The following is a 14,356-nucleotide window of genomic DNA, read 5'->3' on the forward strand; positions in this document are numbered from 1 at the left end:
ATTACCAAGAAAAATATTAGGCTACAATACGCCTGAGAAACTATTTGAAGAACAATTAGATTCTATATATGCAGCCTAATATTTAGATTATTTTTCATATTTTAAAAAATAGTTCAATTTGATATTGCAATTAAGCTAACATTTTTATTACTACTAACAGGGTGTTCGGTAAAAAATACACCAGTAGATAATAAGCCACAATTAGATGAAAGTCAAAAGGCGTACTTAGAAAAAATAGACACGAAATATTCTTACGATATATCAAAGAAGATGGAAAAATATAAAACAAATAAAGATTTAGGATATAGAACAGCGGGTTCTGATGCAGAAATAAAAACAGGACAAATGCTTTATGATGAAATGAAAAAGATAGGTTTATCAGATGTATCAAAAGATGAAATTACTCTTTATATATGGAACTTTGAAAAAGCAAAAATGTCTTATACTGATGATTCAGGAAAAGAACATAAATTTAATCTAGGTGGATACCAAACTAATTTTGATACAAATGGAGAAAAAGAATTTCAAGTAATCTATGGTGGTAGAGGGACTGCTAATGATTTAGAAAACTTAGATATAAAAGATAAATTAGTTTTAAAAGATATAAATCAACGTGATGAGTGGTGGATTAATTACCCTACATATCAAGCGCATTTAAAAGGTGCAGCAGGAGTAATAGCAGTTCAAGCTAGAGGATATTCTGAAGTAGATGAAACAGCTTTAAATGCTCAAGATATATGTGGACCAGCAAATGCACCAGCATTTTCTATGTCTAAGACAGATGCAAAAATTTTAAAAACTGTATTTGAAAAAAATAATAACAAAGCTATAACTGTTAAATTTAATGCAAAATCAGTAGTGGGATTTAATGGAAAAACTAATAATATAGTAGGAGTAATACCAGGAAAAGATAAAGACTCTATGATCTTAGTGAGTGCTCATATGGACTCTTATTTTGCAGGGTTATAGGATGACAATGCAGCTGTAGGAATGATGATGGGAATTGCAAAAGCTATAGTAGATAGCGGATATAAGCCAGAAAAAACTTTAGTATTCTGTGCCTTAGCTGCAGAAGAGTGGGGAACATCAAATACTAGGTATGACTGGTCAACGGGAGCTTATAATCAAATATTTAGAGTACATCCAGAATGGGTAGGGAAGGTAGTAGCTGATATAAACTTTGAATTACCTGCTTATGAACATGAAAGCAAAGATTATATACGTAGTTCTTATGAGTATAATACATTTTTAAAGGACTTTATCAAAAAAGTTCCAACAGTAGAAGGAGCTTACAAAGAAGGCATAGACGTAATATCACCTACACAAACTTGGTCAGATGATTTTTCTTTCTCAATAGCAGGTGTACCTTCTATGAGAAATGACTTTAGTGGTAACTTTATGGAACAACGTTATCATACACAATTTGATAATGATGGTACTTACGATGAAAAAGCTTATTTACTTCACCATAAATTATATGGAACATTAATGTTAGAATATGACAAACAGCAGTGGCACCACTTAACTTTGTTACTAGGCTAGAAGCAATAGAAAAAAGTCTAAATGATGACATTATGAGTAAATATAAAATAGATACAACAGGTTTATTAGGAGCAATAAAAGAAGCTAAAGAAAATGCAAATACGGTATACAGTAAAGTAGAAGAAGTATTTATTATGTACTTAATCAGCCAGCAGATAGATTAATGTGGGGAGCTGGTAGGGTAGAAGGACATGAAAATCTATTTAATACAATTAAATCTCTACAAGGTAAGTATGAAGTAGAAGCTGAAAGTGTTAAACAACTTAGTAATATGTTGAAAGAACTAAATAAGTAAAATGAGAGCTTGCCTTATATATATCTACACAAAAATTAGAAGCTAAAGTAGAAAATTGATTTTAACCTATGGTAAAAAAAGATGTTATAATACATTGTTGGGACAAAATAAACTTCTTGACTTTGCCTTTATGGCATCAAGTATAGGAATCAACCTCTAACTTGGACTTTCAAAGTATAAAAGTTTTAGAAGATATGTTAAAAAAACATGAGGATGAAAAACTTGCATTGATAAGTATAGTAGAAAAAAACTTGTTTAATTGTAAAGAGAAGCATATTGATGCTTCTTTTTTGAATAATAGAAGGAAAACTATAAACAAAAAGTATTTAACGTTGTATAATTATAATATTAGGTTAAATTATGTTTTTCATATATTATGAAAAACACGACGATGATATTAGGAAGGATGTGTTGACATGAGTGTAAAAAAATATGATGCAGAGAAACCTAATCTTGTTAATTCTATAGTTTGTGCTATTGATATATTGGGGTTTTCCCAGATGATTGTTGATTCTTGTAGAGATGGATATGGTAGCAATTTGCTTAGAGAAATTAATTATCTTATTAATAAGAATAAGCAGTGTATTGTTCCTAATAAATATAGCCAAGGTAAAATAAAGGTATTTACTGATAATATGGTTGTTGGATACCCAATAGATGATGATGGTGAAGATGAATTAAATGAGATTTTAGAGAATGTTTCAGAGTATCAATTTAACCTATCCCTAGAAGGACTTTTTGTTAGGGGTGGAATTAGTATTGGTGAATTTTACATAAATGATGATATAGTATTTGGGCCAGCTCTTCTAGATGCACATAATACGGAGAGTACCATTGCTTGTTATCCTAGAATTGTTTTAGATGACAAGACTGTAAAAAGACTAAAAAAATATATGGATTATTATGAAATAGCACCACAGCATCAATTATTATTTGTTGATACTGATGGTCAATGGTTTTTAAATTATTTAAATACTATTTTTAAGTTCTATAGAGAATGTAATAATGAGTATGAGTTTGAAAGAATTCAGATTGAGTTGTTACTCAGGCATAAAGAAAAGATAGAAGAAATGCTGAAGGTATATAAGGCTAATATTAGAGTTTGGGATAAGTATGTTTGGACAGCTAATTATCATAATTATTTCTGTGATTTACATTTTCCAAATGAAAAGCATTTGAAAATATCAAGAAAAATGCTCCTTTCTTGGCCCAGGGAAATATCTTTAAAAGACTTTTAGCAGCAAATATGAAGTGAAAACATAATTAAAATAGATAGTTAAAGTGAGAATATAAGCAATATAAAAAGTTGAACTTCAATGTAAATTCAACTTTTTATATTACTTAAAAATAATTTAATATCTATATTCAAAGCCTAGTTTTTAATTTACTTTGATTAATTAGGTAGCAGATATGATGAAGCAGCTAAGAGTATAATAATGACTTGGGGCACTAATCAAGGCATGATGGATTGTTTTATAGTAGGGTTATAGAAGTAGTAATTTTATATACATTAGGTCTTATGTTATTTAAGAAAAGAGAGATAAAATAAATAATTGATGAATAGGAGTGTGTGGAAATGATTTTAATTTTGACTATTTTATTAGTACCAAGCGTGTATTTTTCTGCACGCTTTTTTCTGCTTTCTAAAAATATAAAAAACGCCACTTACTTCTATTAGAGGTTACTTAGAACTTATGAATGATAAAGAAGCTACAGAAATTGAAAACAAAAGTATATTTCTATTGTAGAAAGAAGAGCTAAAGGATTGCAAAAATTAATTCAAAGTTTTTACGAGTTATTTCGTCTAGAAGCTAAGGAGTATAACTTGAAACTAGAAAAACTAGATGCTAAACTTTTAATTGAAAATATGGATGGTAAAATTGAAGTTGAAGTGAATGATTGCTGGATATATTTTAGAGTTGAATTTGAGATAGATGAAAATTAAATTTTGATAAACATGTTAATAAAAGAGGAATTTTGTAATTTCTAATTAATTATAAAATAAAGTACATAAAAATAAGGAGAGAATAATGAAAATATTTGATTTAACACATACACTTACTAATGACATGCCAGTATACTCAAAACCAAATGGTCCACATATTAAAAAAGTAGCAACAATTGAAGCAAACGGCTATGAGGAAACTTTTTTAAGTATGTTTTCTCATAATGGAACACATATAGATTCTACTAAACATATGGACAAAAATGGAGAAACTTTAGATGATTTAGATATAGACAAATTTGTAGGAAATGCGATTTTAATTGATGTAACTAATAAGGAAAAAATAGAATTAGAGTATTTAAAAGAATATGAGGAGAAAATACAAAACTGTGATTTTATAATATTTAAATCTGGTTGGAGTGAATATTGGGGAGAAGAAAAATACTACGAAAAATATCCAACATTAACAATACAAGCAGCTACTTATATAGCTCAAACACCTATAAAGGGGATAGGGATGGATATGTTATCTGTTGATGGTTATGACTCTGTAGATTTTAATATACACAAAATACTATTTAAGGGTAAAAAACTAATAGTAGAAAATCTTACAAATTTAAAAGCTTTACCTAGTGAATTTTTATTTGTAGCAACACCCTTAAAATTTAATAATGCGGATGGATCTCCAGTAAGAGCAATTGGAATAGTAAAATAGAAAAAATGTATTTACTACTAAATAAAAGTTAAAATATGTCGTATATATAATAATTACAAAATTTAAATTTAGGGGAATAAAAATGAACGATGTTAATCAAATGGTAGCAATAAAATTACTAAGTGCAATTAGTAGTGCTAATTCAAATTACAATAATAGTACAACTAGTACTAATAATAATGTATTAGGTACTTTTGAATCTATTTTTAAAAATACATTAGGGAGTGGACTTTATTCAGGAGACTCAAATAATTCTTGCACTTCATGCAATAGTGGTAGTTTAAATAGTCTAAATACAATATTGACATCTCTAAATAACAATAGAGTACTTGGAGATGTATTAGGTAATAAAAATATAGTTGGAGACTCTCAGGTTAACAATAAATTGCCTGTAGAAAATAATACTGAAGGAACTATAACTTCTTCTTCAAAAATGGATAAAGCTATGGAACTTTTAAATGAACAGCTAGGTAAAAAATATGTTTGGGGAGCAACAGGACCAAGCTCTTTTGATTGTTCTGGTTTAACTCAATATATTTATAAAACTGCATTAGGCAAAGATATTCCACGAGTATCATACGATCAAGCAGAGTATGGACAAGCTATTAAAAAAGAAGATTTACAAGTGGGAGATTTGGTATTTTTCGATACTATGAATAAAGGTAGAGTAAGTCATGTTGGTATTTATGTAGGAAACAATGAATTTATTCATGCGTCTAATCCAAGAGATGGAGTAAAAAAATCTACTCTATCTGGATTTTATGATAAAACATACTTAGGTGCTAGAAGACCGTAAACTTATCAAGGGGGAGCATAGATGATATATGTAGAAAATAATTCAACTAATCCATACTTTAACTTTGCATTAGAATATTATTTAATGAATGAAAAGGATTTAGGAGATGACACTATATTTATGTTTTGGAGGACAAATCCAACATTAATGATAGGGAAATTTCAAAATACAATAGAAGAAATTAACCAGAAATACGTTGAAGAAAAGAATATAAATATTGTTAGACGTATTACTGGTGGAGGAACTATATATACAGATATGAATGGGTGGCAATATAGTTTTATTACAAAAAAATATGATGGCACAGGAATAGATTTTAAAACTTTTACAGATCCAATAATAGGTGCTTTAAAAAATCAAGGAATAGAGGCTTACTTCAACAGTAGAAATGACTTGCTTATAAATGATAAGAAGTTTTCAGGAAATGCTCAGTATATAAAAGATACTTGTAGACTTCACCATGGCTCAATATTATTTAATACTAATATAGAAGAAATGGTAAAAAGTATAACAGTTGCAGAGGAAAAAATAATATCTAAGGGAATAAAATCTGTAAGAGAAAGAGTTACAAATGTTAAAGAACACTTAGATAAAGATATAGATAGTGTACAATTTAGAGATATAATGTTAGAAAGTCTACTAAAAAAATCTAGTGGTACATATAAATTGACAGAGGAAGATATAAATAGAGTAAATAAAATCTCTAAGGAAAAATTTGAGACTTGGGAGTGGAATTATGGTGCATCTCCAAAGTTTAATTTAACAAGGTGGAAAAGATTCACAGGTGGGAAAGTTGAGTTTAGTATAAATGTAAACAAAGGAATATTAGAAGCTTGTAAAATTAATGGAGACTTCTTTGGAGAAGGAGAAATAGAAGATGTAGAAAATGCACTTGTTGGATGTAAATACAACAAGGAAGAGATAGACAAATTAATTGATAAAATAGATATTTCTAAATATTTTTATAGAATAACTAAAAGTGAAATTGTAAGCTGTATAATTTAACTTTTATATAGAATTTTTAACAACAGCAAATGTATTAAATGGACGAAAAGCAACAGCTTATCCAGCCGTTGGTCCAGATATTATACTTGCAGGTGGTATATATATACAAGTAGGTGGCGACGAAGTTGTTGTTGATGGAAACTTAGTTACATCACCTGCTTGGCCTAGAAATGTAGAAATTCTACAGGGATTTATAAAATTGCTTGGAGCAAAGATTGAAATATAATAATATTATAATGAAAGCTGTATCTCCTTTATACTAATAAGAGGATGCAGCTTTTATTATACAACTAATTTATTATACAACTAATTAATTATATAAAAATTTAATGAATCAAGTTAATTTAGCATTAAAGTTACTATATATTAAATAGATTGATATAATTTATAGGAAAGAATATTAATTAAGGGGATGATAAATGAAACCTATACGTAGCGTTTTAAGAGAGAGTGAAGTGAAAATTTATAACATCTTAGAGCACTTAGAAGTACCTTTTGAAGTATATGAACATGAGCCAGTATGTTCGGCGGAACAGCTAGAAATATTAGATAGTATAGCTAAAGGTCATAACTGTAAAAACTTATTATTAAAAAATGCAAAACAAGAAGAATATTTTTTAGTAGTAGTAAAAGGTGATAAAAAAGTAGATTTACAAAACTTAAAAGATCAAATTGGAAGTAAAAAATTATCTTTAGCATCTGAAATAGCACTTTACAATACTTTAAAACTTAGACCAGGAAGTGTGAATCCATTTTCGGTAATAAATGATTTATATAGAAAAGTAGATATATTGATAGATGAAGAGCTCTTAGATGGTCAAAACTTAAACTTTCATCCAGGTATTAATACAAAAACAGTAAATGTACCATTAGATGGATTTGAAAAATTCTTGGATTATGTAGGTTATAATTTCAATAGTATAATTATAGTATAAAAGAATTGTATTTGAAAAAATATTAAATGTACACGTCGAAAAGTATTGGAACTGAAGATAGGCTTGAAGAATTATTTTATTAGAAAAATATTATACAAAATAGCAATAAAAAATGGATTAATTTTAGCTATAGATGTAGCTATAAAGTTGATTTATAATTTACAGAATATTAATGAAATATTAATATAAAATTAATATTTAACTCCTACTTAGTCTAAAATTAACAAAATATTAAAAGATTTAACATTCTCTTAACACAAAACGACAAAAAATTTGCTAAAATGATAAAGTACTAATTAAGATATCGAAGATATTTAAGGAGGAATTTAAGCGTGGAAATAGCAATAAATTTGTTGGGAGGTCTTGGACTTTTCCTATATGGTATGAACCTAATGGGGGATGGACTTCAAAAATCAGCTGGTTCAAAATTAAAGAGAATAATAGAGCTTTTAACTAGTAACGTATTAATGGGAGTTATAGTTGGAGCATTAGTTACAGCAATAATACAAAGTTCTAGTGCAACAACAGTTATGGTAGTTGGATTTGTAAATGCAGGTATAATGAGTTTACCTCAAGCAATAGGTGTAATAATGGGAGCAAATATAGGAACAACTATAACAGCTCAAATAGTATCGCTTAATTTAGTAGGACTAGCACCATTAGCATTAGGTATAGGTATAATACTTTATTTATTTTCTAATAAGCCAAAAGTTAAAAATATAGCAGAAATATTAATAGGATTTGGTATCCTATTCACAGGTATGGATGCTATGAAGGCAGCAGTTCAGCCTTTAACTGAATTTGAAGGATTTACAACAGCTTTAGCTACACTAGGTCAAAATCCATTACTTGGAATATTATTAGGATTTGGTATAACTGCCATAGTTCAAAGTTCAAGTGCGTCAATGGGTATGTTACTTGCAGTTTCATCAACAGGTGCAATATCATTAGGTGCGGCTTTACCTATATTATATGGAGAAAACATAGGTACTTGTGTTACATCGTTAATATCTAGTATAGGTGCTAGTAAAAATGCAAGAAGAGCGGCTACTATGCATATGATTTTCAACTTAATAGGTACTACAATATTTATGTTAGTATTAACTAAACCAATAATGTATGTAGTAACTAATATGAATCCAGATGATGTAAGTAGACAAATAGCAAATTCACATACATTATTCAATATAATAAATGTTATAATATTAATTCCATTCTCTAAGCTTATAGTTAAACTTACTATGAAGTTAGTGCCAGAAACTGCAGATGAAAAGGAAGAAGGAAGAACAGTTAAATATATAGATGATAGAATGATGGAAACTCCATCAATAGCTCTATCTAATACAATAAAAGAAATATTAAGAATGGGTAGTAAAGCTAGATTTGCATTAACTACTTCAATGGAAGCATTAATAGAAAAATCTCAGAGTAAAGTAAATAAATCCTTTGAAGCAGAGCAAACTGTAAATCAGTTGCAGAAAGCTATACTAAACTATCTATTAAAATTATCTAAAACTTCTTTAAACAATGATTCTAGAGAAGGTGTAGATGCACTATTTAACACCGTAAATGATATAGAAAGAATAGGTGACCATGCTGAAAATATAGCAGAGTTAGCTCAAATTGCAATAGACGGTGAATTAAACTTATCTGAAGAAGGTAAGGATGAACTAAAAGAAATATACAACAAAGTATTAGATACTTATACATGTTCATTAGAAGCTATGGAAACTTCTAACGTTGATTTAGCTCTTAAGGTAATAAAAATGGAAGAACAAGTTGATCTTATGGAAAAAGTATGTAGAGATAATCACATGAGAAGATTAAACAAGAATTTATGTACTATAGATAATGGAGTTATATTCTTAGACTTATTAAGTAACTTAGAGAGAATATCTGATCACTCAGTAAATATAGCACAACAAGTAATAAAATCATCAAATATAAATATAGCATAATAAGTATATATTAAATATGGCTGTTATTCATGAATTAAATTTAAACATGAATAGCAGCTTTTTTATTATATTTAATTGATTATCTTTATAGTAACAAATATACTAATATTGTGGAATAAAGATAACTATTAACAAAATGCGAAGTAACTAAATGATAGAGGGGCGAGAGATTTAAGTGAAAATAATAGAAACAAAAAAAATAACTAAAAGCTATGGAAAAAATAGAGGAATACAAAAGGTTGATATATCTGTTGAAGAAGGAGAAATATATGGATTTATAGGTCCTAATGGTGCAGGTAAGTCTACTACAATAAAGACACTTCTAAATTTTATATATCCAACAAGTGGTAATGCTAAAGTTTTTGGAATGGATATAGTTAATGAAAGTAGTAAAATTAAAGAACATATAGGATATGTACCTAGCGAAGTAAACTTTTACGACGAGGTGTAAAGATTAAGGATATAATTAAATATGCACAAAGTTTTTATCCTAATACTATTAAAGAAGAAGTAGATGTTATATGTAAAGAACTAGAATTAGATATGAATAAAAAAATGGGTGAATTGAGTTTAGGTAACAAAAAGAAAGTAGCAATAGCACAAGCTTTAATTTAAAAACCTAAATCATTAATATTAGATGAGCCTACTAATAGATTAGACCCTTTAATGCAAAAAAACTTTTTAATATACTGATAAAAGAAAAAGAAAAAGGTAATACAATATTTTTATCTTCTCACAATTTAGTAGAAGTACAAAATCTATGTGGTAGAGTTTGTGTTATAAAGGAAGGTAGCATTATAGACATAATAGAAATAGATAAAGCTACATCTAAACTAGGAGATAAGATATTAAGTAAAAATGAAGATACATATAATTTTATATGTTCAAAGGATATTAATTTCATTATAAAAGAGCTAAATTAATATCTTCAATTATTAAATCTGACAAAGGAGCAATCCCTATATCAATAGGTATTTTCTTTATTTCTTACTTTATAGGAATAATAAGTAAGTTGAAAGATGATTTTGAGTTTATGAAATATTTTTCACCTTTCGATTATTATGCACCTAATAGTATTATGAAGTATGGATTTGAAACAAAGTTTGTTATTTTGGCATTAGGAATTATAGTCATATCCATCATTGGAAGTTATATTATTTATAGAAAAAAGATATGAGGATATAGTTATATTTTAGTGCCTACTTCTATTATGTTTCTTAAGATTGATAAATAATTAGAAATAAGTGGCTATGGAGAATCTCCAATAGCCACTTATTATTAAAAAAACTAGCATAAATATTATTTTTGCTTATTTTCTAAGTTATTTCTTCTATTATCTAATGGATTTAGATTTATGTGATGAATTCTTTCACCTTCATTTGGTTTTAATATAACATCTTGCATATGAACTTTACCATTAGGAGTATGAGCTATTACCTGTGGTTGATTATAACCCTTATGGTATATCCACGTATACCTCTTGTTTATTACTCTGTCTAAGTCTTTAAATGATGCTAAAGCTTTAGCTTGAACTTTACCGTATCTATCTTTTAATATTACAGATATTGTTTCATCATCTATAACTTCATATTCATTTTTTTCATTTCTATCAACTAACTGTAAATTACATTTTCTATTATCTAATGTATCTCCATTTATATGTTTTATTGGAGCACTTACAGCTGTATCTAAAATTACTGATTGTAGATTTCTTTTTGTACTTTTTATCTTTTTGTCTTCTTTAGTTACTGTTAAGTTTTGAACTAAATAGCTATTAAAATCTTTGTGCCATTCAGCAAACCAAGTTCCCATATCTTGTACTTTTTCTAAATCTTCAGTATCTATTTTAGCAACAAGTTCTGTATTATTTTTTTTAAGTATTGTTATTAAGGTAACTGAACCTTGAGTTTCATACTTGTTTTCATTTGTTTTATAATTAGTAATGATAAACACCTCTTTCTTTATTAAAGCTTCTTAATTATAACAGAGTATGACAATAAAAGCGAACAACTTTTTTGTTTATATTAAATAATAAACATACTTAGCTTCATTTATTTAGTCATTATTAATATTTTTAGGTTTTAAATCTGTTTGACTTAAGTGTTTTCTTATTATATATACTGTTCCATCTTTTTTAAATTCAGCTTCATATGAATATCCATATTTTTCTATTTCATAATAGTCTAATATCTTTACAGCATCACCTGCTTTTAAAGATATGTTTCTTGTATTAGTTTCACTTCCATCAATATGTACTTTTATTCTTCTATCTTTTGCAAGATATGCAGTATCATTTATATCAAATTCTCTTTTTATCATAAAATCTCCTTAAAATGTTTTTTTACAATTAGTTGTATTTTCTTATTATATCCATAAATTGATAAAAAGGCTATTTAAATTTATATATATTTAATAGTTTCCTCTAAGATGACTTTTAATACCTATTTTTACCAAATGTAATTTTTATATATATTTAAAATATGGTAATATTTAATATAGAGGTAATTTTAAATATAGAAAGGGGACTACAATGGAAAAATCAAAGGTATATTTTACAAATCTAAGAGCAACAGCAAATATGAACTTGCTACAGAAGCTAGATAAACTAGTTAGAAAAGCAGGTATAGAGGGTATTGATTTTAAAGAGAAATTTGTAGCAATAAAAATACATTTTGGGGAGCCTGGAAATTTAGCTTACTTAAGACCAAATTACTCAAAGGTTATAGTAGACTTAATAAAGGAACAAGGTGGAAAGCCATTTTTAACAGATTGTAATACACTTTATGTTGGAAGAAGAAAAAATGCACTTGAACATTTAGATGCAGCATATGAAAATGGATATAATCCATTTACAACAGGGTGTCAATTAATAATAGGAGACGGTCTTAAAGGAACAGATGAAGCATTTGTACCAGTTGAAAATGGAGAATATGTAAAAGAAGCAAAAATAGGGCAAGCAATAATGGATGCAGATATATTTATATCTATGAACCATTTTAAAGGACATGAGGCAACTGGTTTTGGTGGAGCATTAAAAAACATAGGTATGGGATGTGGTTCTCGTGCTGGAAAAATGGAAATGCATTGCAGTGGAAAACCTGTTGCAAGTAAAAGAAAATGTGTATCATGTAAAGCTTGTATGAAAATATGTGCTCATGATGCAATAAGCTTTAATGAAAATATAAAGGCTGTAATTGATCATAATAAATGTGTTGGTTGTGGGCGTTGCTTAGGTAGTTGTAACTTTGATGCTATACATAATCCTGAATTTGGGGCAAATGATGCCTTAAATAAGAAAATAGCTGAATACTCTTATGCAGTATTAAATGGAAGACCACATTTCCATATAAGTTTAGTTATAGATGTATCTCCATATTGTGATTGTCATGCTGAAAATGATTTACCAATAATTCCTGATGTTGGTATGTTTGCATCTTTTGACCCTGTAGCATTAGACATGGCTTGTGCAGATGCGGCAAATAAGCAACCGGTTATACATGGTAGTTGTTTAGCAGAGAAACATCACCATACCCATGACCATTTCATAAATACTCACCCAGAAACTAATTGGGAAGTATGTATAGACCATTCTGTTAAGCTTGGAATTGGTAAGAAGGAATATGAATTAATAGAAATATAAATTAATAATTTTAATATATTGTATTAAAATTGAAAGTTATATGTAAGTATATTAAACCCGATTAATCAGAAATAATAATTATTCTAATCAATCGGGTTAGTTTTAGTTTATGCATTTACTATGTTTAAATCTTTTCTAGGGTTTTTTATAGTAAAAGTTAAGAATATGCCTACTACAGATAATATACCTGCGATTAGGAAAGTAACTATAAGACTACCTGTATTAGAAGCTATAATTGGTCCAACTAAAGCTGAAATTCCATAAGCTTGGTATACTATACCGTAATTAGCGCCTAGATTTTTCATACCATATAAGTCTCCAGTTATAGTCGGGAATACCGCTAAGAAACCTCCAAAACAGAACGTTATACTAGCAACAGTTACAAAAAAGCTTATGTAATTAAGTGTTACAAAACTCATATAAAACATTGAGACAGAGGTAATAACAAACAGCATTAGTATTACTCGAATCCTTCCCAGTTTATCAGACAAAGCACCCCAAATAAGTCTTCCACTAGCGTTAAACAATGCAATTATAGCCACAGCATTAGCAGCTACATTAGGCTCTAATCCAGCTAATTGAACACCGATATCTTTAGCAAGACCTATAACTAATAACCCACTCATAGTACCTAGAAGATACATAATCCATAATATTGGGAAAGTCTTAGTTTTTATCATTTCTGATACTGTATAATTATTTTCTTCAACATTATCATTTACTTTTGTATCTCTAGAAAAATAATCCTTTGGTGGTAGTTTTAAAAACTGAGATCCAATAACTATTAATAATAAATAGATTATTCCTAGATAAAGAAAAGTTTCAGAAACTCCTTTTGAGTCTAATAAATATTGTATAACTGATTTGAATATTAGGCTTCCAAAACCGAATGCACCAACTGTTATCCCTGTAATCAATCCTTTTTTATCTGGGAACCACTTTATACAAGTGGATAGTGGACAAACATAGCAAAAGCCAATACCAATACCAGCTACAACACCATAATATATGTATAACTGAAATACACTAGTAGCTGTAGAGGTTAACATTAGACCAACACCATAAATTATTCCCCCAATAAGTGATACTCTTTTAGGCCCTATTTTATCTTGTAGTCTACCTGAAAATATAGTAGTAAATGCAAAAACAAAAATTACTATAGAAAAAGTAAATACCACATCATTTTTATTCCAACCATGCTTCATAATTAGAGGTTCATTAAATAAACTCCATGAATAAACAGCCCCTATACAAATTTGAATAAGAATTGCACCGAAAAGCACAATCCATCGTGATGTATTTTTTAATGTCATATGAATTCTCCTCAAAACAAATATTTAGTAAAATATACCATAAAAATCCATGTAAATACAACTAAAAAAGTTATATATATATATATTCTAATTTAATATCTACATTTTCTCTATATCGTGACACCTACACTTTAAATAGTTAACTGTAATTAGCTTATCAAAATCATGTAGATTATTTAATAAAATATATATATATATATTCTAAATGAAAA

At 28.1% G+C, this 14,356-nt stretch carries 17 protein-coding genes and 1 pseudogene; 15 read left to right on the forward strand and 3 right to left on the reverse strand.

Going from position 1 to position 14,356, the window contains the following annotated elements; all coding sequences use genetic code 11:
* Positions 1–270 precede the first annotated feature (270 nt).
* From ACRC03_RS11585 to ACRC03_RS11650, 14 genes and pseudogenes are all read left to right on the forward strand, one after another.
* Entirely contained in the window at positions 271–969 is a 699-nt protein-coding gene (locus ACRC03_RS11585; RefSeq protein WP_438652726.1) for a hypothetical protein, read from the forward strand.
* Between the two features lie 12 nt (positions 970–981).
* A pseudogene (locus ACRC03_RS11590) lies at positions 982–1,542 on the forward strand (M28 family peptidase); the annotation flags it as partial.
* A 32-nt stretch (positions 1,543–1,574) separates the two neighbouring features.
* Entirely contained in the window at positions 1,575–1,706 is a 132-nt protein-coding gene (locus ACRC03_RS11595) for a hypothetical protein (protein WP_438652727.1), read from the forward strand.
* Positions 1,706–1,837, forward strand: a complete 132-nt coding sequence (locus ACRC03_RS11600; protein ID WP_438652728.1) for a hypothetical protein — start codon at positions 1,706–1,708, stop codon at positions 1,835–1,837. The genes ACRC03_RS11595 and ACRC03_RS11600 overlap by 1 nt, the downstream gene beginning before the upstream one ends.
* 416 nt (positions 1,838–2,253) lie before the next feature.
* Positions 2,254–3,075 (forward strand): hypothetical protein, encoded by an 822-nt coding sequence (locus ACRC03_RS11605; protein WP_438652729.1) that lies wholly within the window; start codon positions 2,254–2,256, stop codon positions 3,073–3,075.
* 527 nt (positions 3,076–3,602) lie between these two features.
* Entirely contained in the window at positions 3,603–3,782 is a 180-nt protein-coding gene (locus ACRC03_RS11610) for a hypothetical protein (RefSeq protein ID WP_438652730.1), read from the forward strand.
* 85 nt (positions 3,783–3,867) lie between these two features.
* Positions 3,868–4,497: a cyclase family protein gene (locus ACRC03_RS11615; protein ID WP_438652731.1), complete on the forward strand. Its 630-nt coding sequence runs from the start codon at positions 3,868–3,870 to the stop codon at positions 4,495–4,497.
* A gap of 82 nt (positions 4,498–4,579) precedes the next feature.
* Entirely contained in the window at positions 4,580–5,293 is a 714-nt protein-coding gene (locus ACRC03_RS11620; protein ID WP_438652732.1) for a C40 family peptidase, read from the forward strand.
* Between the two features lie 21 nt (positions 5,294–5,314).
* Positions 5,315–6,298 carry a lipoate--protein ligase gene (locus ACRC03_RS11625; RefSeq protein WP_438652733.1) on the forward strand — a complete coding sequence of 328 codons (984 nt, stop codon included), beginning with the start codon at positions 5,315–5,317 and terminating at the stop codon, positions 6,296–6,298.
* 7 nt (positions 6,299–6,305) lie between these two features.
* Positions 6,306–6,524 (forward strand): DJ-1/PfpI family protein, encoded by a 219-nt coding sequence (locus tag ACRC03_RS11630; RefSeq protein ID WP_438652741.1) that lies wholly within the window; start codon positions 6,306–6,308, stop codon positions 6,522–6,524.
* Positions 6,525–6,717: 193 nt separating this feature from the next.
* Positions 6,718–7,233, forward strand: a complete 516-nt coding sequence (locus ACRC03_RS11635; RefSeq protein ID WP_438652734.1) for a prolyl-tRNA synthetase associated domain-containing protein — start codon at positions 6,718–6,720, stop codon at positions 7,231–7,233.
* Positions 7,234–7,565: 332 nt separating this feature from the next.
* Positions 7,566–9,191 carry a Na/Pi cotransporter family protein gene (locus tag ACRC03_RS11640; protein WP_438652735.1) on the forward strand — a complete coding sequence of 542 codons (1,626 nt, stop codon included), beginning with the start codon at positions 7,566–7,568 and terminating at the stop codon, positions 9,189–9,191.
* 175 nt (positions 9,192–9,366) lie between these two features.
* Positions 9,367–9,642, forward strand: a complete 276-nt coding sequence (locus tag ACRC03_RS11645; protein ID WP_438652736.1) for an ATP-binding cassette domain-containing protein — start codon at positions 9,367–9,369, stop codon at positions 9,640–9,642.
* A gap of 522 nt (positions 9,643–10,164) precedes the next feature.
* Positions 10,165–10,368: a hypothetical protein gene (locus ACRC03_RS11650; protein WP_438652742.1), complete on the forward strand. Its 204-nt coding sequence runs from the start codon at positions 10,165–10,167 to the stop codon at positions 10,366–10,368.
* Positions 10,369–10,490: 122 nt separating this feature from the next.
* On the opposite strand, the gene ACRC03_RS11655 is transcribed toward ACRC03_RS11650, so the two are convergent.
* Entirely contained in the window at positions 10,491–11,144 is a 654-nt protein-coding gene (locus tag ACRC03_RS11655) for a hypothetical protein (RefSeq protein ID WP_438652737.1), read from the reverse strand.
* 102 nt (positions 11,145–11,246) lie between these two features.
* A complete protein-coding gene (locus tag ACRC03_RS11660; RefSeq protein ID WP_438652738.1) occupies positions 11,247–11,510 on the reverse strand; it encodes a hypothetical protein in 264 nt (87 codons plus the stop codon).
* A 211-nt stretch (positions 11,511–11,721) separates the two neighbouring features.
* Here ACRC03_RS11660 and ACRC03_RS11665 point away from each other — a divergent pair, with 211 nt between their 5' ends.
* A complete protein-coding gene (locus ACRC03_RS11665) occupies positions 11,722–12,831 on the forward strand; it encodes a DUF362 domain-containing protein (protein WP_438652739.1) in 1,110 nt (369 codons plus the stop codon).
* 107 nt (positions 12,832–12,938) lie between these two features.
* Here ACRC03_RS11665 and ACRC03_RS11670 read toward each other — a convergent pair whose 3' ends face one another.
* Entirely contained in the window at positions 12,939–14,144 is a 1,206-nt protein-coding gene (locus ACRC03_RS11670) for an L-lactate MFS transporter (RefSeq protein WP_438652740.1), read from the reverse strand.
* Positions 14,145–14,356: the final 212 nt, after the last annotated feature.

Source organism: Romboutsia sp., assembly GCF_051659545.1.
In the GTDB taxonomy this organism is placed as follows: domain Bacteria; phylum Bacillota; class Clostridia; order Peptostreptococcales; family Peptostreptococcaceae; genus JBOFOR01.

What these genes read in the sequence shown, in the direction of transcription:
- ACRC03_RS11585 (WP_438652726.1), top strand. Translation starts at nt 271, where the DNA reads ATGGAAAAATATAAAACAAATAAAGATTTAGGATATAGAACAGCGGGT.
- ACRC03_RS11595 (WP_438652727.1), top strand. Translation starts at nt 1,575, where the DNA reads ATGAGTAAATATAAAATAGATACAACAGGTTTATTAGGAGCAATAAAA.
- ACRC03_RS11600 (WP_438652728.1), top strand. Translation starts at nt 1,706, where the DNA reads ATGTGGGGAGCTGGTAGGGTAGAAGGACATGAAAATCTATTTAATACA.
- ACRC03_RS11605 (WP_438652729.1), top strand. Translation starts at nt 2,254, where the DNA reads ATGAGTGTAAAAAAATATGATGCAGAGAAACCTAATCTTGTTAATTCT.
- ACRC03_RS11615 (WP_438652731.1), top strand. Translation starts at nt 3,868, where the DNA reads ATGAAAATATTTGATTTAACACATACACTTACTAATGACATGCCAGTA.
- ACRC03_RS11620 (WP_438652732.1), top strand. Translation starts at nt 4,580, where the DNA reads ATGAACGATGTTAATCAAATGGTAGCAATAAAATTACTAAGTGCAATT.
- ACRC03_RS11625 (WP_438652733.1), top strand. Translation starts at nt 5,315, where the DNA reads ATGATATATGTAGAAAATAATTCAACTAATCCATACTTTAACTTTGCA.
- ACRC03_RS11635 (WP_438652734.1), top strand. Translation starts at nt 6,718, where the DNA reads ATGAAACCTATACGTAGCGTTTTAAGAGAGAGTGAAGTGAAAATTTAT.
- ACRC03_RS11660 (WP_438652738.1), bottom strand. Translation starts at nt 11,510, where the DNA reads ATGATAAAAAGAGAATTTGATATAAATGATACTGCATATCTTGCAAAA.
- ACRC03_RS11665 (WP_438652739.1), top strand. Translation starts at nt 11,722, where the DNA reads ATGGAAAAATCAAAGGTATATTTTACAAATCTAAGAGCAACAGCAAAT.
- ACRC03_RS11670 (WP_438652740.1), bottom strand. Translation starts at nt 14,144, where the DNA reads ATGACATTAAAAAATACATCACGATGGATTGTGCTTTTCGGTGCAATT.